Origin of the sequence: Streptomyces californicus (genome assembly GCF_000717645.1) — a bacterium.
In the GTDB taxonomy this organism is placed as follows: Bacteria; Actinomycetota; Actinomycetes; order Streptomycetales; family Streptomycetaceae; genus Streptomyces; species Streptomyces californicus.
In genome coordinates, this window is record NZ_JNZZ01000031.1 from 41,109 (window position 1) to 67,507 (window position 26,399).

Sequence of the window (26,399 nt, forward strand, 5' to 3'; positions counted from 1 at the left end):
CAGCCGAGGAGGCGTGGCGTCGTCCGGCTCGGCGCATCCGTTCGCCTGTCGCGGCCGAAAGCGGACAGAAGATGTCGGGTATCCGGTGTTCCATGGCGTCCATGACGTCTTCCGCACCCCTGACCTGGGGCGGCTTCGCGGCCGCCGAACCCGACTTCGCCGACACCGTGCGGCGGCGCTTCCGCCTCTACAAGCACCACGTCCTCGCCACCCTGCGGAAGGACGGCTCACCCCGGGTCACCGGCCTGGAGGCCGACTTCCGCTTCGGTGAGCTGCTGCTCGGCATGATGCCGGGCTCCCTCAAGGCCCTGGACCTGCGCCGCGACCCGCGCTTCGCCCTCCACGCCAACCCCGGGCCCGACGCCGAGATGAACGACGGCGACGTCCGGATCAGCGGCCGGGCCGTGGAGATCACCGACCCGGCGGTGATCGCCCGTTTCATCGAGGAGGCCGCTCCGCCCGAGCCCTTCCACCTCTTCCGGGCCGAGCTGACCGAGGTGGTCCGTATCGGGCTCGACGGCGATGAGCTGGTCATCCGCTCCTGGCGACCGGGACAGCCGCCGCGCACCGTGCGCCGGAAGTGACCGCGGGCCGTGGCCGGGGCGGACCCGGCCACGGGCGTCCCCGCGGGCGTGTCCACAGGGGCGCTCACCCCGTCAGTACCCGGGCCCGGCAGGCGGACGGCGTTCCCCACGCGTCCCGCAGCGGCCGGGCCCGGCGCAGCCACCACGCGAGGTCCAGCTCCTCGGTGTAGCCGATCGCCCCGTGGAGTTGCAGCGCGGTGCGGGCCGCCGCGTAGCCGGCCTCGCCCGCCGCCGCCTTCGCCGCGGCCACCGCCGCCCCGGCCCCGAGCGACCCCATGCCCGGCCCCGTCCGGGAGCCGGACTCGGGCGACCCCATGCCCGGCCACGTCCCGGAACCGGACCCGAGCGACCCCGCGCCCCGCCCAGTACCGAGACCGGAGCCGGGCGGCCCCTCGGCGGGTCCCGTCCCGGAACCAACCCCGGCGCCGGGCTCGGGCGATCCCGTTCCGGCGCGGCCTCCGGAAAGCTCCTCGGTCAGCTCCACCGCCGCCCCGTACAGCAGCGGGCGGGCGAACTCCAGGCCGAGCAGGGTGTCCGCCAGGCGGTGCTTGACCACCTGGAAGGAGCCCACCGGCACCCCGAACTGCCTCCGCTGCTTCACGTACGCCACGGTCGCCCGCAGCAGTTCCTCCCCGCAGCCCAGCGCCAGCGCCGCCGTGGCGAAGGAGGCCCAGTCGCCCGCCGCCCGGGAAGCCGCCTCCACCGCCCGGCCCCCGGCGACCGGCTCGCCGCCCGGACCGGGCCGGAACAGCCGGCGCGCCGGGTCCGCCGACACCGACAGCTCCCCGGGCCCCGGCGCGCGCCGCAACCCGTCGCCGTCCACCGTGAACACCGCGTCCGCCGCGTCCGCGTCCAGGGCGTACGGCCCGTGCCCCGGCAGCCGCAGCGAGAGCATCGCCGCGCCCGACGCGATCCCCGGCAGCCACTCCTTCGCCGCCGGCCCGCCCACCCCGGCCAGCAGCACCCCGGCCGCCAGGGTCTCCGCCACCGGCCCGGGCGCCGCGTACCGCCCCAGCTCGACGCAGGCGACGGCCGCCTCCACCGGGAGCGGCCCCACACCCCCGTACGCCTCCGGCACCGCGAGCGCGAACACCCCCGCGTCCCCGAGCCGCCGCCACAGCGCCCGCCCCGGGCCGTGGTCCCCGGCCGCCCACGCCCGCAGCACCCCCGGGGTGTCCGCCGCCCTCAGCAGCGCGTCCAGGGAGCGGGCGAACTCCCGCTGCTCGTCGGTGAGCACGAAACGCATCAGCGCCGTCCCTTCGGCAGGCCGAGCAGCCGCTCGGCGATGATGTCGCGCTGGATCTCGTTCGTCCCCGCGTAGACCGGCCCGGCCAGGGCGAAGACGTACCCCTCCGCCCACGCCGTGTCCGCCCGCTCCGCGTCCGGTCCCAGCAGGTCCAGCGCCGTCTCGTGCAGCGCGATGTCGTAACCGGACCAGAACACCTTGTTCAGGCTGGACTCCGGCCCGAGCGACGCCCCCGCCGCGAACCGGGAGGCGGAGGCCGCCGTGAACAGCTGGTACGCCCGCGCCCCGATCACCGCGTCCGCCACCCGGTCCCGCAGCGCCGTGTCCGCCGGGTCGCCCGCCTCCCGCCACAGGGCCGTCAGCCGGCCGGCGGCGGCCAGGTAGCGCCCGGGGGAGCGGAGCGTGAGCCCGCGCTCGTCGCCGGTGGCCGCCATGGCGATCCGCCAGCCCTGCCCCGGCTCCCCGATGACGTCCGCGTCCGGTACGAAGACCTCGTCGAGGAAGATCTCGGCGAACGCGGGCTTCCCGTCCAGCCGCCCGACGGGACGGACCGTGACCCCGGGGTCGCGCAGCCCGAACATCAGATACGTCAGCCCGTGATGCGGCTTCGCGGCCCCCGCCTCCGTACGGAAGATCCCGAACGCCCGGTCCGCGAACGCCGCCCGCGACGACCACGTCTTCTGGCCCGACAGCAGCCAACCGCCGTCCGTGCGCACCGCCCGCGACCGCAGCGCCGCCAGGTCCGACCCGGCCTCCGGCTCCGACCACGCCTGCGCCCAGACCACCTCGCCGCGCGCCATCGGGCCCAGCACCCGCGTCCGCTGCTCCGCCGTGCCGTGGGCCAGCAGGGTCGGGGCGAGCAGGCTGATCCCGTTCTGCGAGACCCGGCCCGGCGCGCCCGCCGCCCAGTACTCCTCCTCGAACGCCAGCCAGCCGAAGAGGTCCGCGCCCCGGCCCCCGTACTCCTCGGGCCAGGAGACCGCCGACCACCCGCCCCCGTACAGCTCGGCCTCCCACGCCCGGTGCGCGGCGAACCCCTCCTTGGTCTCCAGGGAGGGCAGCGGCCGGTCCGGCACGTGGTCCCGCAGCCAGGCCCGGGCCCGGACCCGCAGTGCCTCGGTCTCCGCCGTCCGCTCCAGATCCATGACGCGCCCGCCTTCCGGGTACCTCACCGCCGACTGTTCCCTAACAAGTGTTTGGTAGGTTAACGTACGGTCCAGGCACCGTCGAGAAGCCGGGGGAGAGGCCGTGAGCGGGGAGAAGCCATGAGCGCACCGCCGTACCTGCCGGGACACGGGCTGCTGACCGGCCGCACCGCCGTCGTCACCGCTGCCGCCGGAGCCGGCATCGGCGGCGCGACCGCCCGCCGCCTCCTGGAGGAAGGCGCGCGGGTCCTCATCAGCGACACCCACGCGCGCCGGCTGGAGGAGAGCGCCCGCACCCTCGCCGCGGAGTTCGGCGCCCACCGGGTCGCCGCCCTGACCTGCGACGTCACCGACGAGGAGCAGGTCGGGGCCCTCTTCGCCCGCGCCGAGGGCCTGCACGGCGGCCTCGACGTCGTCGTCAACAACGCCGGACTCGGCGGCACCGCCGACCTCACCGAGATGACCGACGACCAGTGGACGCGCGTCCTCGACACCACGCTCAACGGCACCTTCCGCTGCACCCGCGCCGCCCTGCGCTCCTTCCGGGCCGCCGGCCGCGGGGGAGTGGTCGTCAACAACGCGTCCGTCGTCGGCTGGCGCGCCCAGCGCGGCCAGGCCCACTACGCCGCCGCCAAGGCCGGCGTCATGGCCCTCACCCGCTGCGCCGCCGTCGAGGCCGCCGACTACGGCGTCCGCGTCAACGCCGTCGCCCCCAGCCTCGCCATGCACCCCCACCTGGCCAAGGTCACCTCGGCCGAACTGCTCGCCGACCTCACCGCGAAGGAGGCGTTCGGCAGGTACGCCGAACCCTGGGAGGTCGCCAACGTCATCGTCTTCCTCGCCAGCGGCTACTCCTCGTACATGACCGGCGAGGTCGTCCCCGTCAGCAGTCAGCATGCGTGAGCGCCCGCCCGGGGCCCCGCGCGGGCGGGCGCGTGGCCGCACGGGCGGCGGGCGGACAATGGCCGGGTGCCTACCAAGAAGAAGCCCCAGGTGACCCCCACGCCGGAGCGACGCCGTGAACTGCTCGCCACCGCCGCCGAGGTCTTCGCCGCCCAGGGATACAACGCCACCACCGTCCGCCGCATCGCGGACGAGGCCGGCATGCTCGCGGGCAGCCTCTACTACCACTTCGACTCCAAGGAATCGATGGTCGACGAGATCCTCTCCACCTTCCTCGACGAGCTCTGGCAGGGCTACGACGAGGTCCTGGCCGCCGGACTCGGCCCCCGCGAGACCGTCGAGGCCCTGGTCACCGAGTCCTTCCGGGAGATCGACCGCCACCGCCCCGCCGTCGCCATCTACCAGAAGGAGTCCCAGCACCTCGCCACCCAGCCGCGCTTCGCCTACCTCGCCGACTCGCAGACCAGGTTCGAGAAGGCGTGGCTCGGCACCCTGGAACGCGGCGTCGCCGACGGCGTCTTCCGCGACGACCTCGACATCCGGCTCACCTACCGCTTCGTCCGCGACACCGTCTGGGTCGCCGCCTCCTGGTACCGGCCCGGCGGACAGCACAGCCCCGAGGAGATCGCCCGCCAGTACCTCTCGATGGTCCTCGACGGCATCGCCCCGCGTACGTAGCCCCGTGTCCGGCAGGCCGTGAACCCGACCCGCACGCCCGGCGGCCCCGGGGCTCTTGTCCACAGCTCCACGCCCAGCAGTCCGTGATCCCCGTCCGTCCGTCCGAGCGCACCGAGGAGCAGCAGCCATGGCCGAGGCATACATCGTCGAAGCGGTACGCACCCCCGTCGGGCGGCGCGGAGGGGGTCTCGGGGCCGCCCACCCCGCCGACCTCGGCGCCCACGTCCTGCGCGAGCTGGTCGGGCGCGCGGGCGTCGACCCGGCGGCCGTCGAGGACGTCGTCTTCGGCTGCCTGGACACCGTGGGGCCCCAGGCCGGGGACATCGCCCGCACGTCCTGGCTCGCCGCCGGACTGCCCGAGGAGGTTCCCGGCGTCACCGTCGACCGCCAGTGCGGCTCCTCCCAGCAGGCCCTCCATTTCGCCGCCCAGGGCGTCCTCTCCGGAACCCAGGACCTCGTCGTCGCGGGCGGCACCCAGAACATGACCCAGATCCCCATCGCCTTCGCCTCCCGCCGGGCCGCCGAACCCCTCGGCCTCACCCAGGGCCCGTACGCGGGCAGCGAGGGCTGGCGCGCCCGCTACGGCGACGCCCCCGTCAACCAGTTCCACGGGGCGGAACTGATCGCCGAGAAGTGGGGCATCAGCCGGCGCGACATGGAGGAGTTCGCGCTCACCTCGCACCGCCGGGCCGTCCGCGCCCTCGACGAGGGCCGCTTCGAGCGGGAGACCGCGGCGTACGGGGACGTCACCGCGGACGAGGGGCCGCGCCGCGACACCACCCTGGAGAAAATGGCCGGACTTCGCCCCGTCGAGGAGGGCGGCACCATCACCGCCGCCTGCTCCTCCCAGGTCTCCGACGGGGCCGCCGCCCTCCTCATCGCCTCGGAACGGGCCGTCGCCGAGCACGGGCTCACCCCGCGCGCCCGCATCCACCACCTGTCCGTACGGGGCGAGGACCCGATCCGGATGCTCTCGGCCCCGATCCCGGCCACCGCGCACGCCTTGAAGAAGACCGGCCTGACCATCGACGCCATCGACCTCGTCGAGATCAACGAGGCGTTCGCCCCGGTCGTCCTCGCCTGGCTGAAAGAGACCGGTGCGGACCCCGAGCGGGTCAACGTCAACGGCGGCGCCATCGCGCTGGGCCACCCGCTCGGCGCGACCGGCGCCCGGCTGATGACGACGCTCCTGCACGAACTGGAGCGCACCGGCGGCCGCTACGGGCTCCAGACGATGTGCGAGGGCGGCGGCCAGGCCAACGTCACCATCGTCGAGCGCCTCTGAGAGCGGCGCCCCGGGCCCGGAGACGGCCGCCCGACACCTCCCGTACGCCCTCCGGTCAGCGAAGTTTCTCCTCCGGCGGCGCGGCGAGCCCCGCCACCGGAGGAGAGGACGTGCTAGTGTGGACCGCGTTGCAGTTTTGGTACCCATGAACTTTATGTGCGCCTGACGGGAATGCTTCCTCAGGCGCATTATTGTTTTCCGGCTTTCTCCGGAATGGGGCTCAATGCGGCGACTTGGAATTCGTAAAGTGCGGATTTCCGGCACTGCACCTGTTTTAGGAGAATGACATGGCCACCGGTACCGTGAAGTGGTTCAACTCGGAAAAGGGCTTCGGCTTCATCGAGCAGGACGGCGGCGGCGCCGACGTCTTCGCCCACTACTCCAACATCAACGCCTCCGGCTTCCGTGAGCTGCAGGAGGGCCAGAAGGTCTCCTTCGACGTCACGCAGGGCCAGAAGGGCCCGCAGGCCGAGAACATCGTCCCGGCCTGATTGCCGGACGCGTACCTCGCTGACCGGGGCCCGCACCTTCACGGTGCGGGCCCCGGTTTGTGCTGTCCGAGCGACGACCCGTCGCAACAACCCGTTCTGTGCGCACATCCTGGGGGCGCACCCGGACGGCCGGGCCGGCACATCGCAGTCAACCCATTCGGCAGTTGCCCAGGAATCCCCCAGGAGGGCAATTCCGTATGACCAGCTCCGAACGCCAGGACCGCACCCCCCGCTCGCGACCGGCCCGCGGCCGAGGCCGCGGCCAGGCCGGCCAGGGCGCGCAGGCCCCGTCGAACGGCCGCGGCACCGCACCCCGCTCCCGTCCGCAGGGCGGCTCACGCGGCCAGGGCGGCTCCAAGCCGGCGGGCCGCCGCCGCGCCACCCCGCCGCAGGGCGAGTTCGCCCTGCCGGAGACGGTGACCCCCGCGCTGCCCTCCGTCGACGCCTTCGCCGACCTCGACATGCCCGCCGCGCTGCTGAAGACCCTCGCCGCGCAGGGCGTCACCGAGCCCTTCCCGATCCAGGGCGCGACCCTGCCGAACTCGCTGGCCGGCCGCGACATCCTCGGCCGGGGCCGCACCGGCTCCGGCAAGACCCTCGCCTTCGGGCTGGCCATGCTGGCCCGTACCGCGGGCCGCCGCGCCGAGCCGCGCGCCCCGCTCGCCATGGTCCTCGTCCCCACCCGTGAGCTGGCCCAGCAGGTCACCGACGCGCTCACCCCGTACGCGACCGCCGTGAACCTTCGGCTCGCCACCGTCGTCGGCGGCATGTCGATCACCAAGCAGTCCGCCACCCTGCGGCGCGGCGCAGAGATCCTCGTCGCCACCCCCGGCCGGCTCAAGGACCTCATCGAGCGCGGCGACTGCCGCCTGGACGAGGTCGCCATCACGGTCCTCGACGAGGCCGACCAGATGGCCGACATGGGCTTCATGCCGCAGGTCGTCGCGCTGCTCAAGCAGGTCGAGCCGGACGGCCAGCGGATGCTGTTCTCCGCGACCCTGGACAAGAACATCGACCGGCTCGTGAAGATGTTCCTCACCGACCCGGTCGTGCACTCCGTCGACCCGTCCGCCGGCGCCGTCACCACGATGGAGCACCACGTGCTCCACGTCCTGGACGAGACCGACAAGAAGGCCGTCGCCACGAAGATCGCCGCCCGCGAGGGCCGGGTGATCATGTTCGTGGACACCAAGCGCGCCGCCGACCGTTTCGCCAAGCGGCTGCTCGCCAGCGGTGTGCGGGCGGCCGCCCTGCACGGCGGGCGCTCGCAGCCGCAGCGCAACCGGACGCTGGACCAGTTCAAGACCGGGCAGGTCACCGCGCTCGTCGCGACGAACGTCGCGGCCCGCGGCATCCACGTGGACGACCTCGACCTGGTCGTCAACGTGGACCCGCCGACCGACCACAAGGACTACCTCCACCGCGGCGGGCGCACGGCGCGCGCCGGGGAGTCCGGCAGCGTCGTCACGCTGGTGCTGCCCGAGGAGAAGCGCGAGATGACCCGGCTGATGCAGGACGCGGGCATCGCGCCCCGCACCACGCGCATCACCTCCGGCGACGAGGAGCTGAGCCGGCTCACCGGCGCCCGCGAGCCCTCGGGCGTCGCGGTCGTGATCGAGGTCCCGCAGCCGGCGACGCCGCCGAAGCAGCGGACGCGGTCGGGCGGCGCGGCGGGCTCCGGCGGCACGGTGCGCTCCGGCAGCCGGGGCCGGGGACGGCGCGGATCCGGCGGCGGCAACGGTACGGGTGGCGGCGCGCAGGGCGGCGCGGCGCGCTCGGCCGCCCCCGCCCGCACCGGCGGTGCCGCCCCCGCCCGCTCCGGCGCCCCCGCGCGGCGGCGCCGGGCCGCCTAGAAAGCCTCACCGTCCGACGCCCGGGGCCGTGTCCTCAGGCGTCGGACGGGCCCGGCGCGGCGACCGGGCCAGGCGGGACCGCGCCGGGGCCGGCCAGCGCCGCCACGGCCCCGCCGGCCTCCGCCATGATCCGGTCCACCAGCTCTCCCACACCCGGCAGGTCCTCGATCGCGGCCGCCACCTGGCCGGACGCCATGATCCCGAGGTCGGTGCGGCCCTCCACCATGGACGCCCTCAGCAGCATCGGGGCGTTCGCCGCCATCAGCACCTGGCTCCAGCTCAGCTCCCTGCCGTGCCGCATCGCCAGACCGTCCCGCACCATCTCCAGCCGGCCCAGGCCCGAGATCCGGCGGAAGGCCGACGCCCGGCGCAGCGCCCGGTACAGGGCGCGCACCCGGCCCGCGTCCTCCAGCTCCGCCACCATCTCCGTACGGAGCATCCGGTGCGGCAGCCCGTCCACCGCCCGCGTCAGCGTGATGTCCCCGGCCGCCGCCGCCAGATAGCGGGCCTTCACCGCGTCCGGCACCGTCGAGTCCGAGGTCAGCAGGAACCGGGTGCCCATCGCCACGCCCGCCGCCCCGTACGCCAGCGCCGCCACCAGCCCCCGCCCGTCGTGGAACCCGCCCGCCGCGACCACCGGGATGTCCACCGCGTCCACCACCTGCGGCAGCAGCACCGTGGTGGCGACCTCCCCCGTGTGGCCCCCGCCCTCCCCGCCCTGCACGATCACCGCGTCCGCGCCCCACGCCGCGACCTTCTCCGCGTGCCGCCGGGCCCCCACCGAGGGGACGACGACCACGCCCGCGTCCTTCAGCTCCGCGATCAGCTCCCGGGACGGGGCGAGCGCGAACGACGCCACCCGCACCCCCTCCTCCACGATGACGCGCACCCGCTCCCGGGCGTCACCGGCGTCCGCCCGCAGGTTCACCCCGAACGGGGCGTCCGTCCGGGTCTTCACCTCCCTTACGGCACACCGCAGTTGACCGGGCGTCATGGTCGCGGACGCCAGGATGCCGAGTGCTCCGGCCCGCGCGGTCGCGGTGACCAGGCGGGGGCCCGCCACCCAGCCCATCCCGGTCTGCACGATCGGGTGCCGGACGCCGACGAGATCGGTGAGGGCGGTACGCATCAGGCCCGGACCTCCCGGTCCCGGGTGCGGCCCGGATCGATCACCTCGCGGATCAGGGCCAGTTCGGCGGGGGAGGGGTCACGGGTGCACGGCACGTCGGCGGGGACCGTGAGGGCGAACCCCGTCGCCGCGCGGACCTCGTCGGCCGTGACGCCGGGGTGGAGGGAGGCCAGCCGCATCGAGCGGTCCGGCGTCGCGAAGTCGAAGACCCCGAGATCGCTGACGACCCGGGGGATGCGGTGGAAGCGGGTCGCGGACGGGCCCGCGGCCGACGCCCGGTCGTGACCGACCCCGCAGACCATGTCGACCCGCTCGACGAAGACCCGGGGGGAGTGTCGGGGGATCCAGTAACTCACGGGGTTGTTCAGGGTGTTGACCGGCGCCCCGCGTACGCCCAGGAGCTGGCGCGAGGGCAGGTCCCAGTCGCCGACGCAGGAGATGTTCTGGTTGCCGAAGCGGTCGATCTGGCTCGCGCCCATCATCACGTGCCGCCGGCCTCCGGTCACCAGGGCCAGATGCCTGCGGTAGGGGAGCCAGCCCTCCGGCTCGCCGTCCGGGCCGACGAGCGTGGCCTCCCCGTCGGTGAGGAGCAGCTCGGGGGCGAAGGTCAGCCGGGCCAGCCGGGCGCCCACCGACGGCACCGCGCCCATCGGACTGGCCAGGATCTCCCCGCCGCCCCGCCACGCCTCCGCGCACGCGATCACGCAGTACTCGGCGCGGGTCGCGGGCCCGGAGGCCGTGCCGACCGGGGTTCCGGTCCCGGTGGCGGCCCCGTTCTCCGACGCGTTCATGACCGCTCCTCGTGCCGGGCGGGATCCGCCTGCTTCTCGTGCCGGGCGGGCGTCCCCTGTTCCTCGGGCCGGGCGGGTGCCGCCTGTTCCTCGTGCCAGGTCCGGACCGCCTGCCGGTAGCCCTTCTCGTCGCCGTCGGGGGGCAGGAAGCGGGCCGCGAACGCCTCCCAGGCCACGGGGTCCGCCGCCGCTGCCGCGTACGCACGCTGGAACGCCTCGTCGCGCGGCTGGTCGGGGGCGCACGAGGTGAAGTGGGCCCCGCCCGGGGCCTCCACGACCCCGGTCACGGAGTGCCGTTGCACCAGGAGGGTCTGCAGCGACCCGTTCTCCGTCAACTCGGCGGTTTCCACCAGGCGTTCGCAGGAGACGTACGCCGCGTCCGCCGCCTCGCAGAACAGGTCGTCGAAGTACGGGTCGGGGCCCAGGTACTGGCCGTTGCCGAGCCGGTCCGCCCGGTTGAGGTGGACCAGCGCCGCGTCCATCCGCAGGGCGGGCGCCGCCACGAACTCCTCGCCGTCCTCGTACGGCGACGTCACCGTCCTCAGCTCGGGGTTGACCCGCATGACGTCCGAGCCGAGCCCGGCCCGCACCGGCAGGAACGGCAGCCGGTTCGCCGCCGCGTGCAGCCCCCACATGAACATCGCCTCGTCGATCTCCGTCAGCGCGAACGCCCCGCGCTGCCGGGCCGCCCGGTAGTGCGGCTCCAGCGGGATGGAGTCGAGCGTCACGAACGCGGTGACCAGGCGGCGGATGCGCCCCGCCGCTGCCAGCAGACCGACGTCGGGGCCGCCGTAGGAGATCACCGTGAGATCGGTGACCGGTGACCGCAGCAGGGCCCGGACCAGGGCCATCGGCTTGCGGCGTGAACCCCAGCCCCCGATCCCGACCGTCATGCCGCTGCTCAGCCGGCCGACGACCTCCTCGGGCGTCATCGTCTTGTCGCGCGCGTACGGGGCGGCGGTGGTCACGGTTCATGCCTCCTTGCCGAAGGTGTCGCGGACCCGGGCGGCGGTCCCGGCGAGGTTCGCCTCGAAGGTGAACCCCTGCTCGAAGCGGTAGCTGCGCCGTACGTCCACGGGGTCGATGCCGTTGAGCGCCGCCTTGGCCAGCCGCAGCAGATGGCCGTCCTTCGCGGCGATCTCGTTCGCCAGTTCCAGTGCCGCGCCCATGAGTTCGGGGGCGGGCACCACGCGCCAGACCGACCCGTGGGAGAGCAGTTCGGCTGCGGTGACGGTGCGGGAGGTGTAGTACAGGGTGCGCATCAGGTGCTGCGGGACCAGCCGGGCCAGATGCGTCGCGGCGCCGAGCGCGCCCCGGTCCAGCTCCGGCAGCCCGAACACCGCGTCCTCGCTCGCGACGATCGCGTCGGCGTTCCCGACGAGTCCGACGCCGCCGCCCAGGCAGAATCCGTGCACCGCCGCGACGACCGGCACCTCGCACGCGTACACCGCCGAGAACGCCTCGGCGCAGCCCCGGTTGGCGCCGATCAGCGCGTCGTGGCCCGGATCGCGTCGCAGCTCCTTGATGTCGACGCCCGCGTTGAAGCCGCGGCCGGCGGCGGCCAGGACGACGCAGCGGGTCCCGGGCTCGCGGCCCGCCGACCGCACGGCGTCGGCGAGTTCGTACCAGCCGCTTACGGGAAGGGCGTTGACGGGTGGATGGTCGACGGTGACGACGCGCACGCCGTCCGCCCCGGCGGGCGAGGTGGTGGAGACACTCATCGGAGAATCGGCTACCTTTCCACCAAACATTTGTTAGGTGACGGTAGCAGTCGCACCCCGGTCCGCCAACCGGGCCCACACGAGGGGATCGAGATGACCGCACGCACAGCCGGACTCTGCGCGGGCCGGGTCGTCGTCGTCACGGGCGGCGGCCGGGGGCTCGGCCGGGCCCACGCGCTGGCCTTCGCCGCCGAAGGGGCCCGGGTCGTCGTCAACGACCTCGGCGTGGGGGCGGACGGAGACCCGGCCGCGGCCGGGGGGCCCGGCTCACCCGCCCGGGAGGTCGTGGACGCGATCGCGGCGGCGGGCGGCGAGGCCGTCGCCCACGGCGGCGACATCGCCACCGCCGAGGGCGCCGCCTCCCTGGTCACCACCGCCCTGGACGCCTTCGGACGCTTCGACACCCTGGTCAACAACGCGGGCTTCCTGCGCGACCGGATGCTGGTCAACCTCGACGAGGACGACTGGGACGCGGTCGTCCGGGTCCACCTCAAGGGCCACTTCCTGCCCCTGAGGCACGCCGCCGCCCACTGGCGCGCCGAGGCGAAGGCGGGCCGCCCGCCCGCCGCCCGTGTCATCAACACCAGCTCCGGCGCCGGACTCCTCGGCAGCGTCGGCCAGAGCAACTACGCCGCGGCCAAGGCCGGGATCGTCGCCCTGACCCTGGTCGCGGCGGCGGAACTCGGCCGGTACGGGATCCAGGTCAACGCCCTCGCCCCGGCCGCCCGCACCCGGATGACCGAGCGGACGTTCGCCGCGACGATGGCGGCCCCGGCGGACGGGAGCTTCGACGCCATGGCCCCGGCGAACGTCTCGCCGCTGGTCGTCTGGCTCGGCTCGGCGGCCAGCGACGGGGTGACGGGCCGCGTCTTCGAGGCCGAGGCGGGCCGCATCACCGTCATGGAGGGCTGGCGCCCCGGCCCCACCGAGGACCGGGGCGCGCGCAGGTCCCCGGCCGAGGCGGGCGACACGGTCCGCCGGCTGCTGGCGGACGCGGAGGAGGCGGGACAGGTGTACGGGGCGTCGTAGGCGGTTCTCCACGCAGCCGCAGCCGCAGCCGCAGCCGCAGCCGCAGGCTCAGTGGCTCAGGGGCTCAGGGGCTGCGGGGCTTCGGGGGAAACCCGTTTGCGCGGACGTCCGGGCGCCCGGTATCCAGCACAGGACACCGAGGAGCACACGATGACACGGCACGGCCCCCTGAACGAGTTCTGCTGGATGGACCTCAAGACGCGCGACCCCTCCGGCACCGCCGCCTTCTTCTCCGCGGTGCTGGGCTGGGACTTCGCCGTGGACGAGACGGACTGGCGCCGGGCCGTCGTGTTCTCGGCGGGCGACCACCGGATCGGCGGCCTGAGCGACCTCGCGCAGCCCGTCCACTCGCCCGGCCTGCCCGCCCATGTCTCCTACTACCTGGCGGTCGACGACGTGGACCACCGTACGGCCGTGGCGGCGGAGAACGGCGCACAGGTCCTCCTGCCGCCCTTCGACGCGGGGGACCAGGGCCGGATCTCCACCCTGATCGACCCCGTCGGCGCGGTCGTCTCCCTCTGGCGGCCGCGGGGGTTCGCGGGGTGGCCGGTATCGCCTCCCGACGAGGGCGCGGCGATCCCGCACCACATGGTCCTGGCCTGCGCGGACCCCGAGCGGGCCCGGCACTTCTACACCGGGATGACCGGTGCTCCGCTCTCCCGGGCCACGTTCCTGGAAGCCCCCGCCGGGTCCGCCCCGCACTGGGAGCTGTCCGTGGCCGTGCGCGATCCGGACCGGGTCGCCGCCCGGGCCCGCGAGCTCGGCGGCGAGTCGGCCACCGCCACCGGAGGCGCCGCACGGCTGTCGAGCCCGGAGGGGCTGACCCTCCGCCTCACCACCACGCCGCGGGACCCGGCGTTCCTGGAGACCGACCGGCTCGTCCTGCGCCCCGCCACGGCCGCCGACGCCCCCGACCTGCTCGCCCTCGACAACGACCCCGCCGTCATGCGGTACATCAACGGCGGCCGGCCCACGAGCGCCGAGGACATCCGGGACCGGACCCTGCCGAGGCTCCTCCACGACCACGCGTGCACCGGAACCCGCGGCTACTGGATCGCGCGGGAGAGGGACACGGGCGCGTTCCTCGGCTGGTTCGAACTCCGGCCGCTGGACGACCGCGACCCCGCCGTGGTCGAACTCGGCTACCGGCTGAACCGGGCCGCCTGGGGCCGTGGATACGCCACCGAAGGCGCACGCGCCCTGGTCGGCAAGGGGTTCACGGACCTCGGGGTCCAGCGGGTCACCGCCAACACCATGACGGTCAACACGGGGTCCCGGCGCGTGATGGAGAAGACGGGCCTGACCTTCCTGCGCTCCTACACCGACGACTGGCCGGACGCCATCGAGGGCTCCGAACACGGCGAGGTCGAGTACGAACTCACCCGGGAGGCATGGGAGGCCGCGGCGGCGCGGGAGCCGTGAGCGCCCCGCCGGTCGGGGAGGGCCGCGGGCGCGCGGCGGACCGCGCGGCACGACCGCCCGCGGGCGGTCACGCCACCGCCTCCAGCAGCGCCACGATCTCGCCGTGCCCCGTGTGCTGGTCCACTCCCGCCGCCGGCACCCCGTCCCGGAGCAGCTCCACGGCGATCGTCTCCTCGCCGTGGAGCAGCTCCCGCACCGTCACCGTCTCGATGCCGGGGCCGTAGCTCTCCTCCAGCCGCCGCCGCAGCTCCCCCTCGGCGTCGAGCGCCGCCGTGCGCCGCGCCTCGGCCAGCGCCACGGCGACCACGGGCTCCTGCCCCTGTGCCGCCGCGCCGTGCGCGAGCAGCGCCTCCACCGTGCGCGCCGACCCCCGCTGCGCCGCCAGCACCAGCATCGCCTCGCCCCGCGGGCCCGGCAGCAGCGGGTCGGCGCCCCCGGCGAGGAGCGCCTCGACCGTGGGGGCGTGCCCCAGCCCGACCGCCCACCGCAGCGCCGTGAAACCGAACTGCTCGCGCAGATCGGGCCGCGCCCCGGCGGACAGCAGCGCCTCCACCACCTCGGTGTGCCCGCCGCACGCCGCCCCGCACAGGGGGAGGTCGCCCGCCTCGGGGCCGCTCGCCCGGTCGGGATCGGCCCCGGCCGCGAGCAGCAGCCGTACCGCCTCGGGGCGGTCCTGGACCGAGGCCAGATAGAGCGCGGTCGTGCCCTCCTCGTCACTCGACTCGGCGGACGCGCCCGCGCGCAGCGCCCGTACGACCGCGTTCTCGTCCTCGTACAGCGCGTCGAACAGGCTTGGTTCGTCCCTGATCGGCTCGTTCGTCATGCTTCGACCCTACGGCGGGCCGCCGACAACCCCCGGCCCAGGTCACGGCCGTCCCCGGGCCGGGAGGCGCAGGCGCGTCGGCTCAGGTGTCGCACTCCAGGCGCGTACGGCACAGCCCGCACCGCGCGCTGAATCGGCCGCGGACCGGAACCCGGACGCGCTGGTGGCAGGTGGGGCACGGGAAGGAGACCCGCAGTCCCCGGTCGCCGGTCTCGAAGGCGTACGGCACGCTCGGGTCGGGCGCGGCCCCCGGGTGCTCCCGGGCGTACCGGCGGTCCTTCGCGTAACGGCGGCGGCCCGCCCACCCGGCGGCGGTGAGCGGCGGCCGGCGCAGATCGCGCAGCGCCCGCTGCCGCCCCGCGGTGTACGCGGTGTACGCCTGGGGGCTGGTGAACCAGGGGGAGGGGTCCTCACCGAACGCGAACGCCCGTGCGGCCAGGACGTATCCGAACTCCTCCGGGGTCAGGTAGCCGAGCTTCTGGCGGGAGGTGGCGTCCTCCCGGAAGGCGTCCAGCAGCAGCCACCCGGCCCCGAGGTAGGCCGTCACCGTGTCGGTCAGGATCTCGTTGGCGCGGGTGCCGGGGAACTCCAGGCCGAGCCGGTGCAGCAGCACATGGGCGATCTCGTGCGCCAGCGCCGCCCCGATGTCCCGGCGGTGGGTGCGGAAGCGGTCGTTCAGCTCGATGAAGTACTCCGGGCCCGCGGCGAGTTCGACGCTCGCCGCGTGCTCCATCGTCCGGAAGGCGACGATCACGCGGGCGTCGGGCAGGCGGAAGTGCTGGACCAGGGCGCGGGCCACCCGCTGGGTCCCCAGGTGCAGATCGTCCTGGTCCGCGAAGGCGGCGTCGGCGGGCGCGAGGCTGGTCGCGTAGGCGTGGACGCCGTCCGCCGAGAGCCGCCGGTAGAGCGCGGTGACGGCGGAGCGGACCGTGTCCAGATGCGGGAAGCCGTGGACGACGGGTGCGCCCGGCGGGTGGTTCGCCACGTCGGAACCCCCCATCGGCGACGGTCGACCCCGTGGTGCCCGCCGGATCCGTGCCGGCGGATCTCCACTGTAGGCCGCGGTCGCGCGGACCGGGCCGGGCAAGTCTCGGCGGGGACCGGGCTGGGCCTGTGGTGCCGGTGAGGCGCGGCCGAAAAAGCGCGGCTGGAAAGTGCGCCTTGTGTCAGCGGTCACTCGACACCGATAATCGGAGTGTTCTTGTCGTGTACGCGACATGTTCGGCCGCTGTGCCGGACGCCGTCACCCGGCCGGAACGCGCGTGCCGGACCACGCGACCCACAGCGCTCCCGTACGCACCCCACCCGTACTCCCGCTCCGACAACGCAGCGCTCGTACCCCGTTCCGCACCGCCGTGCGGGCGTCCCCACCCGGTGCTCCGTACAGGGATTCCTGCACGACGACGCGGCACGGCAACCCCCCACAGAAACCCCCCACACGAAATCCCCCCACGAAAGAAGGCATTCGTGAAGCTTCTGAGTGTGCTGAAAAGGTGTTCCGTCGCGGCGGCGGCCGTCGCGCTCGCGACCGTCGGCTTCCAGCCCGCGTCCGCGGCCCCCCAGCCGATCGTCGGCGGAGAACGTGCCGAGCAGGGCGAGTTCCCCTTCATGGTCCGGCTCTCCATGGGCTGCGGCGGCGACCTGTACGCCAAGGACATCGTCCTGACCGCCGCCCACTGCGTGGACGGTTCGGGCGACGACACCTCGATCACCGTCACCGGCGGCGTCGCCGACCTCGAATCGCCCGACGCCGTCGAGGTCCGGTCCGCCAAGGTCCTCCAGGCCCCCGGCTACAACGGCACCGGCAAGGACTGGGCGCTGGTCAAGCTCGCCGAGCCGATCGACCAGCCCACGCTGAAGATCGCCACCGACGGCGCCTACGACGAGGGCACCTTCACCGTCGCGGGCTGGGGCGCCGACAAGGAAGGCGGCAGCCAGCAGCGCCACCTCCTCAAGGCCGACGTCCCGTTCGTCCCCGACTCCGACTGTCAGGGCGCGTACAGCGAGCTCGTCGCCGACGAGGAGCTGTGCGCCGGACTCCTCGACACCGGCGGCGTCGACAGCTGCCAGGGCGACTCGGGCGGCCCGATGTTCCGCAAGGACGACTCCGACGAGTGGGTCCAGGTCGGCATCGTGAGCTGGGGCCAGGGTTGCGCCCGCCCGGACTACCCGGGCGTCTACACCCAGGTCTCGCACTTCGCGGCGGACATCGCCGCCGCGGCCGACACGCTCTGACCCACCGGGACCAGCGGGCCGGCCCCGACCCGACGGGGCCTGCCCTGGCCCGCCGGGACCGGCCCCGGCCCGCCGCGACCGGCAGGCCGACTCGCTTCGGCCCGCCGAGGAGCACGCCGGCCGGCCCCACCCCTGACCACGGGCCCGATGCCGCCCCGGCCACGGGTGACGACCGGCCGGCGGCGGTCAGCCGCGCACCGGTCAGCCGCGCACCGCCCCGGAGGCGTCCGGCGCCACGGGCGCCCCCGGGCCCAGCTCCACCCGCGGCTCACCCGACCCCTCCAGCTCCAGCACCCACACCTCGTTGACGCCCTCACGGAGCACCGGCCCCGGCACGTACAGCGTCCGCTGCGGGCCCACCGACCAGTAGCGGCCCAGGCAGAAGCCGTTGACCCAGACGAACCCGCGCGTCCAGCCCGGCAGTTCGAGCCCCGCGTGATCGGCGCCCGCCCCGCCCGGGGTCCCGTCGAGCGTGAACGAGCCCCGGAACAGCCCGGTCGTCCCCGGCACCCCGGGCACCGGACCGAAGCGCACCGCCGCCACCGCGTCCGCCTCGAACGCGTCGAGCCGCAGCCCCCGGGCCCGTACCCCATGCAGATACTGCCGCTCGTGCATCACCCCGACCGTGACGCCCTTCCGCTCGCCCAGGCGCGGCCCGTAGTTGACCCGGCCCAGCGACTCCACCCACAGCTCGACCTCCGCCGGACCCGCCACCGGCTCCGGCAGCGTCGCGCACTCCTCGGTCAGCACCCCGGCCCGGACCCCGTCCACCGAGACCACCGCCCGGTCCCGCAGCCCCGACACCCCCAGCGGATACGGCTGCCGGGGCCCCGGCACCGCCACCCGGTAGCGCACCAGCCCCCGGTCCACGCCCAGGTCCTCGAAGGTCGGCGGGACCCCCGACTCCGTCTCCGGATCGCCGAGCGCCTCCAGTACGTCCCCGAGCCCGGACCACTCCGCCAACTCCACCCGCACCGGCCCCGCCAGCCCCACCGGCTCCGGCGGCAGCGCGGGCAGCGGGCCCTCGGCGTACTCCGCCAGCACCTTCCGGAACAGCCGGAACTTCTCCGTCGCCCGCCCGTACTCGTCCACCGGCGCGTCGTAGTCGTACGATGTTACCGTCGGCAGGTACGCCCCGTCCTGGTGCGGTCCGGACCGGTTCGCCCCCGCCCAGCCCGCGAAGTTCGTCCCGCCGTGCGCCATGTAGAGGTTCACCGACGCCCCGCACTCCAGGATCTCCCGCAGCGCCCCGGCCGCCTGCTCCGGACCCCGGTGCACCGGCTCGGAGCCCCAGTGGGAGAACCAGCCGCACCAGAACTCCATGCACATCAGCGGGCCCTTCGGCTGGTGCCGGCGCAGCACCTCGAACCCCTCCCGCGCCCCCGAACCGAAGTTCGCCGTCGCGAGGAGCCCCGGCACCGAACCACCGGTCAGCATGTGGTCCTCCGGGCCGTCCGACGTGAACAGGGGAACCGTCACCCCGCACCGCCGCAACAGCCCCGCCAGCCACTCCAGATACACGGCGTCGCTGCCGTAGCTGCCGTACTCGTTCTCCGCCTGGACGAGGATCACCGGGCCGCCCCGCGACACCTGCCGCTGCACCACCTGCGGCAGCAGCTCGCGGAACCACCGCTCCACCACCGCCAGGTACTCCGCGTCCCGGGTCCGCACCCGCCGCCCGAACCGGCCCGTCACCCACACGGGAAGACCGCCGTTCTCCCACTCGGCGCAGATGTACGGGCCCGGCCGCACGATCGCCCACAGCCCCGCCCGCTCCGCCGCGTCCAGGAACCGGCCCAGCGCCCCCACGCCCCGGACCTCGCCCTCCCGAGTCTCGTGCAGATTCCACGGGACGTACGTCTCGACGCAGTTCAGGCCCATCGCGGCGAGCATCGCCAGCCGGTGGTCCCACTGCTCCTCGTGCACCCGGAAGTAGTGGAGAGCGCCCGACAGCAGCCGTACGGGCTTCCCGTCGAGCCGGAAGCAGTCGTCGCCCACGGTGAAGTCGGTCATGGTGCTCGTACGCTCCTGTGCTGGGCCGCGACCGCGGCCGTCGGATCAAGTGGTCCGACCACTGTCACCCCTGGCGCACACCGGGTCCATGGACAAAGATCGCAGGTGATTGGACGCAGGGGACCGAAACGGACGGGTCGCTTCCGGCCGTGTGCCCGGGGTGGCCCGGGCGCGGCCCGCAGGATCCTGACGGGCAGAATCGGGCCGTGAACAGCAGGAAGAAAGGGGAAGGGACCGCGATGTACCACACCTGGATGCGTTTCTTCACCCCGAGCCCGCTCCACCACCGCCTGGGCCTGGTCTGCCTCGGCGTCGGCCTCCAGCACGGGGCGCTGCCCACCGTCGGCCCCCGCACCCTCGACCACCACGTCGCCGTGATCGTCCACTCCGGCAGCGGCTGGTTCAAGGGCCCCGACGGCCGCCGCACCCCGGTCACCGGCCCCAGCCTCATCTGGCTGACCCCCGGCACCCCCCACCACTACGGCGCCGACCCCGGCACGGGCTGGGACGAGAGCTTCGTCGACTTCACCGGGCCCGCCACCGCCACGTACACCGAACTCGGCTACATCGAGCCCGACCGCCCCCTCGTCCCGCTCACCGACACCGCCGCCCCGCGCGCCGCGGTCGGCCGCATGGTGCGCGCCGCCCGCCGCGGCAACCCGCTGCTGGAGGTCGAGACCGGGGCCGCCGTCCACGAACTCCTCGTCGCCCTGCGCCGCGCCCGCGCCGACATCGGCCCGGACGGCGACCCCGTGCTCCAGGCCCTGGCCCGCGACGCCTACCAGCCGCTGACCGTAGCCGAGCACGCCGCCCGCCACGGCATGACGGCCGCCGAACTGCGCACGGCGGTACGGCGCGGCGCCGGATGCAGCCCCAAGGACTACCTGCTCGGCATCCGGCTCGGCCGCGCCAAGGAACTCCTCGCCGCCACCGACCTCCCGGTCGCCGCCGTGGCCCGCCGCGTCGGCTACGACGACCCGGCGTACTTCTCCCGGCTCTTCGCCCGCCGGGTCGGCGCCGCCCCCGTCCGCTTCCGCGAACAGCAGGGCCGCAGCGTCCCCGGCGGCTGGAGCGACCGGGTGCCCGACCCCGACGACCCGCCGACGATCAGCGCCTAAGCTCGCTGACCATGAGTACGAGCGAGATCGACTCCTCCGTCCGGGCCGAGCTGAACCGGCTGCGCGAGAGCATCGACAACATCGACGCCGCCGTCGTCCACATGCTGGCCGAGCGCTTCAAGGCCACCCAGCAGGTCGGCCGCCTCAAGGCGGACCACAGACTGCCGCCCGCCGACCCCGCCCGCGAGACCCGGCAGATCGCCCGGCTCCGGCAGTTGGCGCAGAGCGCGAACCTGGACCCGGCGTTCGCCGAGAAGCTGCTGAACTTCATCATCGCCGAGGTGATCCGCCACCACGAGCGCATCGCCGAGGAGACGGAGAACGCCTCCGGGACCTGAGGAACCGCCGGGCCCCGCCCGCCGTTCCCCAGGCCCCGAAGGCCCGGAGTCGCTCAGAAGGACGGGCGCGCGGAACCCGGCTGCTGGTGCGGGGGCCGCGGCTGCGCCGGGGTGCCGAAGCGGTCGTACGCCGTCGGGGAGCCGGCCGCCCCGGCCGGATACGGAGCCGCTCCCGCCGGGTGCGCGGCCGCCGCCTGGTGCGCGGCCGCCCCCTGCGGTGCGGCCGCTGCCTGGTGCACCGGCGCCCCCTGGTGCGCGGCCGGCCCCTGGTATGCGCCCTGGTGTGCCGTCGTGCCCGGGTGCGCGGCGCCGAAGCCCTCGGGCCAGTCGTCGGCCGGGGCCTTCGGGGCCTGCGGGGCGGCGGGGGCCGTCCACTCGCCCTCACCGAGGACGAGGATCGGGTCGAACATCACCACGACGGCCGCGAGCAGCAGGAACGCCAGGGGGCCGACCATCAGCGGCAGCATGATCGAGACCGCGGACGCCCCGCCCAGCGCCTGGGCGCCGTGGGACTCGTGCAGCCGCACGGAGAGACCGCTCATGCCCGTGTAGTGCATGCCGGTGACGGCGACGCCCATGACCAGGGACGCCCCGAGGGACGGCAGGAACCCCTTGACCGAAACGGCGGCCCACAGCGCGGCGGTCGCGGCGACCACCGCGATCAGGATGGAGAGGGCGACGGCCACCGGGCTGTACTCCAGCCGCCCGTTCATCCGCATGCCCGCCATGCCGAGGTAGTGCATGCCCGCGACCCCGAGCCCGGTGGTCAGGCCCGCCGTCAGCAGCGCCGCACGCGTCGCCCCCCGGTAACCGACGATGAAGACGCCCACGCCCACCACCACGATCGCGACCACGAGGCTCAGGACCGTCCGCCGGAGGTCGTAGGAGATCGGTGTCTCCGCCACGTGGAAGCCCATCATGGCGACGAAGTGCATCGTCCAGATGCCCGAGCCGATGGCCGCCGCGCCGAGCCCCAGCCAGCCGGGCTTCCAGGAGGTGTCGGTGCGCAGGGAGCGGATGGTGCAGCGCAGCCCGAGGGCGCTGCCCAGACAGGCCATCACGTAGGCCACCACGGGGGTGACGGCGCCGTAATTGAAACCGTCGATGGTGCCGTGCATGGGCAGGCCGCTCCTTGATGTGGGAAAGCTGTGGAGGAAGAGGGTGCGGAGTGACCATAGAGTCGACTTTTTGCTTGGCCAAATCCGATCGAAGTGAATGCATGTAAAAGGGGCTTAAACACCTTAAATGACCGTTAATCAGGGGTAAAATCAGCCCAGATGCAACGTGATCAAGACACCTGATCCGTCGCACATCGGCACCCGGACGAACCACCCCACGAGCCGCGTCAGAACGCGGAACGCCGAGGCCCCGCCCCGGAGCTGCCCCCCGGAGCAGGGCTCCGAAGACCCCCGCGGCCGGACACACCGGGACGCCCCCGGCGAGGAACCGCCACCCGCCACCCCACCCCGGGTCAGCCCTGCGAGAACCCCGCTGCGCCCGCCACCCCCCGTACGGCAGCATGGGGCCATGTCCGTACTGACGCGCGACGAAGCGCAGACCCGAGCCCAGTTCCTCGACGTGGAGCGGTACACGATCGCCCTCGACCTCACCACCGGCGACCAGACCTTCGACTCCCGCACCGCCATCCGGTTCACCGCCCACGCGCCCGGAGACACCTTCGTCGAGGTCAAGCCCGCCACCCTGCGCTCGATCAGCCTCGACGGACAGCCGCTCGACCCCGCCCTCCTCGACGGCAACCGCTACCCCCTCACCGGCCTCACCGCCGGCCCCCACGAACTGCGCGTCGACGCCGCGATGCACTACTCCCGCACCGGCGAGGGCATGCACCGCTTCACCGACCCCACCGACGGCGAGACCTACCTCTACACCCAGCTCTTCATGGAGGACGTCCAGCGCGTCTTCGCCGCCTTCGACCAGCCCGACCTCAAATCGGTCTTCGCCATCGACGTCACCGCCCCCGAAGGCTGGACCGTCCTCGGCAACGGCGTCGCCGAACGCACCGGCACGGGACAGTGGACCATCGCCCCCACCCCGCTCATCTCCACCTACCTCGTCGCCGTCGCCGCCGGCCCCTGGCACTCCGTCACCACCGAACACGCCGGCCTGCCCTTCGGCATCCACTGCCGCCGCTCCCTCGCCCCCCACCTGGACGCCGACGCCGACGAGATCCTCGACATCACCCGCGCCTGCTACGACCGCTACCACGAGAAGTTCGACGAGCCCTACCCGTTCGACTCCTACGACCAGGCGTTCGTCCCCGAGTTCAACGCCGGCGCCATGGAGAACCCCGGACTCGTCACCTTCCGCGACGAGTTCGTCTTCCGCTCCGCCGTCACCGACACCGAGCGCCAGACCCGCGCCATGGTCATCGCCCACGAGATGGCCCACATGTGGTTCGGCGACCTCGTCACCCTCGCCTGGTGGGACGACATCTGGCTCAACGAGTCCTTCGCCGAGTACATGGGCTACCAGACCCTCACCGAAGCCACCCGGCCCCGCACCCCCGACACCGCCCGCGCCGGGGAACCCCTCTTCCCCGACACCTGGGTCGACTTCGGCGTCGCCCGCAAGGGCTGGGGCTACGACGCCGACCAGCGCCCCTCCACCCACCCCGTCGCCCCCGACCCCGACGCCGTCCCCGACACCGCCTCCGCCCTCCTCAACTTCGACGGCATCAGCTACGCCAAGGGCGCCTCCGCCCTGCGCCAACTCGTCGCCTGGCTCGGCGAGAAGGACTTCCTGGCCGGCATCAACGCCCACTTCGCCCGCCACAAGTTCGCCAACGCCACCCTCGCCGACTTCATCGACAACCTGGCCTCCGCCACCGACCGCGACGTCCACGCCTGGGCCGAGCAGTGGCTCCGCACCACCGGCGTCGACACCCTCACCGCCGAGGTCACCACCCCCGAGGCCCCCGCCACCGACGGCACCGGCCAGTCCTGGACCCTCACCGTCACCCGCGACGGCACCCGCCCCCACCGCATCGCCGTCGGCGCCTACGACCACGCCCTGGGCACCCAGGCCGGCCCCGGCCACCTCGCCCTGCGCGACCGCTTCGAGATCGACGTACCCGGCGACGGCACCCCCACCGTCCGCTCCGGCACCCGCCCCGCCGTCCTCGTCCTCAACGACGGCGACCTCACCTACGCCAAGATCCGCCCGGACGCCGACTCCTGGGACACCGTCCTCGCCGGCCTCTCCGGCATCCCCGACGCCCTCACCCGCGCCGTCCTCTGGAACACCGCCCGCGACATGGTCCGCGACGGCGACCTGGACCCCGCCACCTACCTCGCGACCGCCCGCACCCACCTCCCGTACGAGAGCGACCTCGCCCTCGTCCAGGGCGTCCTCACCTTCGCCGCCGGGCAGATCGCCGACCGCTACGCCACCCCCCAGGACCGGCCCGCCGCCCTCGCCACCCTCGCCGACCTCTGCCGCGACCTCATCCGCCGCACCGAGGACGGCTCCCGCCCCGGCCTGCGCCTCATCGCCGTACGCCACTTCATCGACGCCGCCACCCAGCCCGACACCCTGCGCAACTGGCTCGACGAAGGCACCGTCCACGGCGGCCCCGAACTCGACCCCGAACTGCGCTGGCGCATCCTCACCCGCCTCGCCGCCCTCGGCGCCACCGACGAGACGGCCATCGCCGCCGCCCTCGAAGCCGACCCCAGCGCCACCGGCCGCGAAGGCGCCGCCCGCTGCCGCGCCGCCCTCCCCACCCCCGAGGCCAAGGCCGCCGCCTGGGACGCCCTCTTCAACGACGACACCCTCTCCAACTACCTCTTCGCCGCCACCGCCCAGGGCTTCTGGCAGCCCGGCCAGGAAGAACTCCTCGCCGCCTACGTGCCCCGCTTCTACCCCGACGCCATCGCGCTCGCCGCCCGCCGCGGCCCCGCCATCGCCGAAGCCGCCGGACGATACGCCTTCCCCGCCCACGCCATCGACGCCGAAAGCCTCGCCACCGGCACCCGCGCCCTGGAGGACCCCGCCCTCATCCCCGCCCTGCGCCGCAAGCTCGTCGACCAGCTCGACGACCTCCGCCGCGCCCTCGCCGTACGGACGACCGCCACCGGCTGACCCCTACGGAGCGCCCCGACGGCCCGGACGCACCTCGTGCGGGCCGTCACCGCCCGACCGCAGATCCGCCAGCAGCTCCGCCTGCCCCGCCAGCACCCCGGTCAGAATCGTCCGCGCCACCCGCAGCAACTCCGCCACCCCCGGATCGGCCAGCGTGTAATGGACCGCCGAACCCTCCCGCCGCGCCGTCACCAGACCCGCGCGCCGCAACACCGCCAACTGCTGCGACAGATGGGCGGCCTCGACCCCCACCTCGGGCAGCATCTCCGACACCGCGTGATCGCGTTCGCTGAGCAGTTCGAGCACCCTGATCCGCACCGGGTGCCCCAGCGTCTTGAAGAACTCCGCCTTCAAGCGGTACAGCGGCGTACTCACCGGCGCGGCCCCGTTCCGTACGACGGAGACCCGCCGCACCACACCTGACCAGAACTCTTCTCCATGGGTTCATCCTCGCGCCTGCGCACCCCGGGGACGAACCCGAGGGTCACCGCGGACCGCGCCGCAGCGGGAGAGTGATCCATATGCTCTTGCCGCCCTCGTCGGCATCGCCCCGCACCACCGCGCTGCCACCCAGCCCACAGGTCAGCTCCATCACCGTCGCCAGCCCCCGCCCCGGCGCCACCCCCGCCGAAGCGAACAGCGCCGGACGGTACGGATGACGGTCGTGCACCCCGAACGCGAACGTGTCCGTGCCACCCGCGAACACCACCGTGACCTGCGGCGAGAGCGCCGCCGCATGCCGCACGCTGTTGGCCACCAACTCGCTCAGGATCAGCAGCGCCGGGTCATGGCACGGCTCCCGCGTCCCCACCCCCCACTGCGCCAGCACCTGCTCGCCGGTCTCCCGGGCCACGCGCACCGCCTGCCCCGTCGCGGGCAGCGTCAGCACGTGCCGGTACGGCAGCGGATCGGGCGGCGTGAGCATGCGGGCGGGCTCCCCGGTCGGAACGACCACGCCCCGCGGGCCGGAGCGCCACGCGGGGACCTCCACCCGCACCGGGCGGAACGACCCTCACAGCATGTAGTGAATTGCAGAAAACTGCAATTCACTCATTGAGCAAGAGCAGGGGATGCCACCACCCGCACCCGTCCGGCACCCCGCCTGCCTGCATGCGTTCGGCACCCCGCCCCTGCCTGCCCGGCACCGCGCCCGGCGCCCCGCCTGCCTGTACGCGTCCGGCCCCCGGCCTCTGTCTGCCCCCGTCCGGTGCCCGCCGGTCTGCCCGGTGCCCCCGCGCCCCCGCCGAGCCACCCCCGTACACCCGTCCAGCAATCGCACGCCGATACCACCCCAACCAGCCCCGATCAGGTCACACCGCCCACCAGTACCCCTTTCGAGTCCTGATCGTTGGGCTCTTCGGCCGCACCACCCCAAACCGGGAACGGCCCGCGCACCCACCCCGCCCGCACGTGAAGGACCGTTCCGCCCATGCCCACCACCACACCCCCGCCCCTCGCCGGAGGCACCACCGGCCCCGCCGCCCTGCGCCCCCT

The 26,399-nt window shown here is 74.2% G+C and carries 23 protein-coding genes and 2 pseudogenes; 13 read left to right on the top strand and 12 right to left on the bottom strand.

The genetic code is table 11. From position 1 onward, the window contains the following. Positions 1-92 precede the first annotated feature (92 nt). Entirely contained in the window at positions 93-584 is a 492-nt protein-coding gene (locus tag IF19_RS0130145; protein WP_030114362.1) for a pyridoxamine 5'-phosphate oxidase family protein, read from the top strand. A 64-nt stretch (positions 585-648) separates the two neighbouring features. Here the strand turns inward: IF19_RS0130145 and IF19_RS0130150 are convergent, their stop codons facing one another. Both IF19_RS0130150 and IF19_RS0130155 read right to left on the bottom strand, forming a co-directional pair. Beyond that, positions 649-1,830 carry an acyl-CoA dehydrogenase family protein gene (locus IF19_RS0130150; protein ID WP_030277278.1) on the bottom strand — a complete coding sequence of 394 codons (1,182 nt, stop codon included), beginning with the start codon at positions 1,828-1,830 and terminating at the stop codon, positions 649-651. Continuing rightward, a complete protein-coding gene (locus tag IF19_RS0130155; protein ID WP_030114365.1) occupies positions 1,830-2,975 on the bottom strand; it encodes an acyl-CoA dehydrogenase family protein in 1,146 nt (381 codons plus the stop codon). Before IF19_RS0130155 ends, IF19_RS0130150 begins: the two co-directional genes overlap by 1 nt. A 120-nt stretch (positions 2,976-3,095) precedes the next feature. On the opposite strand from IF19_RS0130155, the gene IF19_RS0130160 reads away from it, so the two are divergent. The 5 genes from IF19_RS0130160 (at position 3,096) to IF19_RS0130180 (ending at position 8,185) form a co-directional block, all read left to right on the top strand. Then, positions 3,096-3,878 (top strand): SDR family oxidoreductase, encoded by a 783-nt coding sequence (locus IF19_RS0130160; RefSeq protein ID WP_030114366.1) that lies wholly within the window; start codon positions 3,096-3,098, stop codon positions 3,876-3,878. Between the two features lie 66 nt (positions 3,879-3,944). Continuing rightward, the gene (locus IF19_RS0130165; RefSeq protein ID WP_030114367.1) at positions 3,945-4,556 is read left to right on the top strand and encodes a TetR/AcrR family transcriptional regulator; all 612 of its coding nucleotides are present in this window, start codon (positions 3,945-3,947) and stop codon (positions 4,554-4,556) included. A 127-nt stretch (positions 4,557-4,683) separates the two neighbouring features. Next, complete coding sequence (locus tag IF19_RS0130170; protein ID WP_030114368.1) at positions 4,684-5,841, top strand: acetyl-CoA C-acetyltransferase; 1,158 nt, start codon at positions 4,684-4,686, stop codon at positions 5,839-5,841. Positions 5,842-6,128: 287 nt separating this feature from the next. Beyond that, on the top strand, positions 6,129-6,332 hold the full coding sequence (locus tag IF19_RS0130175) for a cold-shock protein (RefSeq protein ID WP_006123767.1): 204 nt from the start codon (positions 6,129-6,131) through the stop codon (positions 6,330-6,332). A 197-nt stretch (positions 6,333-6,529) separates the two neighbouring features. Then, complete coding sequence (locus IF19_RS0130180) at positions 6,530-8,185, top strand: DEAD/DEAH box helicase (protein WP_030277277.1); 1,656 nt, start codon at positions 6,530-6,532, stop codon at positions 8,183-8,185. A 34-nt stretch (positions 8,186-8,219) separates the two neighbouring features. Here IF19_RS0130180 and IF19_RS0130185 read toward each other — a convergent pair whose 3' ends face one another. The 4 genes from IF19_RS0130185 to IF19_RS0130200 are packed head-to-tail and all read right to left on the bottom strand — an operon-like array spanning position 8,220 to position 11,826. After that, positions 8,220-9,314 (bottom strand): NAD(P)H-dependent flavin oxidoreductase, encoded by a 1,095-nt coding sequence (locus tag IF19_RS0130185; protein WP_030114372.1) that lies wholly within the window; start codon positions 9,312-9,314, stop codon positions 8,220-8,222. Further along, the gene (locus IF19_RS0130190) at positions 9,314-10,105 is read right to left on the bottom strand and encodes a CoA-transferase subunit beta (RefSeq protein WP_030114373.1); all 792 of its coding nucleotides are present in this window, start codon (positions 10,103-10,105) and stop codon (positions 9,314-9,316) included. Before IF19_RS0130190 ends, IF19_RS0130185 begins: the two co-directional genes overlap by 1 nt. Beyond that, on the bottom strand, positions 10,102-11,037 hold the full coding sequence (locus tag IF19_RS0130195; protein ID WP_234313188.1) for a CoA transferase subunit A: 936 nt from the start codon (positions 11,035-11,037) through the stop codon (positions 10,102-10,104). Before IF19_RS0130195 ends, IF19_RS0130190 begins: the two co-directional genes overlap by 4 nt. 39 nt (positions 11,038-11,076) lie before the next feature. Beyond that, entirely contained in the window at positions 11,077-11,826 is a 750-nt protein-coding gene (locus IF19_RS0130200) for an enoyl-CoA hydratase family protein (protein ID WP_030114376.1), read from the bottom strand. A gap of 93 nt (positions 11,827-11,919) precedes the next feature. Here IF19_RS0130200 and IF19_RS0130205 point away from each other — a divergent pair, with 93 nt between their 5' ends. From IF19_RS0130205 to IF19_RS1000000138500, 3 genes and pseudogenes are all read left to right on the top strand, one after another. After that, positions 11,920-12,855, top strand: a complete 936-nt coding sequence (locus tag IF19_RS0130205; protein ID WP_030114377.1) for an SDR family oxidoreductase — start codon at positions 11,920-11,922, stop codon at positions 12,853-12,855. Positions 12,856-13,041: 186 nt separating this feature from the next. After that, positions 13,042-13,308: pseudogene (locus tag IF19_RS1000000138850) on the top strand (VOC family protein); the annotation flags it as partial. A gap of 348 nt (positions 13,309-13,656) precedes the next feature. Then, the gene (locus IF19_RS1000000138500) at positions 13,657-14,277 is read left to right on the top strand and encodes a GNAT family N-acetyltransferase (protein WP_050490917.1); all 621 of its coding nucleotides are present in this window, start codon (positions 13,657-13,659) and stop codon (positions 14,275-14,277) included. 67 nt (positions 14,278-14,344) lie between these two features. Here IF19_RS1000000138500 and IF19_RS0130220 read toward each other — a convergent pair whose 3' ends face one another. Together IF19_RS0130220 and IF19_RS0130225 are read right to left on the bottom strand one after the other, a co-directional pair. Then, positions 14,345-15,100, bottom strand: coding sequence for an ankyrin repeat domain-containing protein (locus IF19_RS0130220; RefSeq protein WP_030114380.1), 756 nt, complete (start codon positions 15,098-15,100; stop codon positions 14,345-14,347). Positions 15,101-15,182: 82 nt separating this feature from the next. Further along, positions 15,183-16,100 (bottom strand): hypothetical protein, encoded by a 918-nt coding sequence (locus tag IF19_RS0130225; protein ID WP_032748155.1) that lies wholly within the window; start codon positions 16,098-16,100, stop codon positions 15,183-15,185. A gap of 467 nt (positions 16,101-16,567) precedes the next feature. Between IF19_RS0130225 and IF19_RS0130230 the strand changes: the two genes are divergently transcribed. After that, on the top strand, positions 16,568-17,335 hold the full coding sequence (locus tag IF19_RS0130230; protein ID WP_030277273.1) for a S1 family peptidase: 768 nt from the start codon (positions 16,568-16,570) through the stop codon (positions 17,333-17,335). A 201-nt stretch (positions 17,336-17,536) separates the two neighbouring features. Here IF19_RS0130230 and IF19_RS0130235 read toward each other — a convergent pair whose 3' ends face one another. Beyond that, positions 17,537-19,348, bottom strand: coding sequence for a glycoside hydrolase family 35 protein (locus IF19_RS0130235; RefSeq protein WP_030277271.1), 1,812 nt, complete (start codon positions 19,346-19,348; stop codon positions 17,537-17,539). A 239-nt stretch (positions 19,349-19,587) separates the two neighbouring features. Between IF19_RS0130235 and IF19_RS0130240 the strand changes: the two genes are divergently transcribed. Continuing rightward, on the top strand, positions 19,588-20,466 hold the full coding sequence (locus tag IF19_RS0130240; RefSeq protein WP_030114386.1) for a helix-turn-helix domain-containing protein: 879 nt from the start codon (positions 19,588-19,590) through the stop codon (positions 20,464-20,466). 11 nt (positions 20,467-20,477) lie between these two features. Continuing rightward, positions 20,478-20,804 (top strand): chorismate mutase, encoded by a 327-nt coding sequence (locus tag IF19_RS0130245; protein ID WP_030114387.1) that lies wholly within the window; start codon positions 20,478-20,480, stop codon positions 20,802-20,804. A 212-nt stretch (positions 20,805-21,016) separates the two neighbouring features. On the opposite strand, the pseudogene IF19_RS0130250 reads toward IF19_RS0130245, so the two are convergent. Continuing rightward, a pseudogene (locus IF19_RS0130250) lies at positions 21,017-21,922 on the bottom strand (MHYT domain-containing protein); the annotation flags it as partial. A 409-nt stretch (positions 21,923-22,331) separates the two neighbouring features. Here IF19_RS0130250 and pepN point away from each other — a divergent pair. Then, on the top strand, positions 22,332-24,905 hold the full coding sequence (pepN, locus tag IF19_RS0130255) for an aminopeptidase N (protein WP_030114389.1): 2,574 nt from the start codon (positions 22,332-22,334) through the stop codon (positions 24,903-24,905). A 3-nt stretch (positions 24,906-24,908) separates the two neighbouring features. Here pepN and IF19_RS0130260 read toward each other — a convergent pair whose 3' ends face one another. Further along, complete coding sequence (locus tag IF19_RS0130260; protein ID WP_032746371.1) at positions 24,909-25,280, bottom strand: ArsR/SmtB family transcription factor; 372 nt, start codon at positions 25,278-25,280, stop codon at positions 24,909-24,911. Between the two features lie 109 nt (positions 25,281-25,389). Beyond that, positions 25,390-25,830, bottom strand: coding sequence for an ATP-binding protein (locus tag IF19_RS0130265; protein ID WP_030114391.1), 441 nt, complete (start codon positions 25,828-25,830; stop codon positions 25,390-25,392). Positions 25,831-26,399 lie beyond the last annotated feature (569 nt).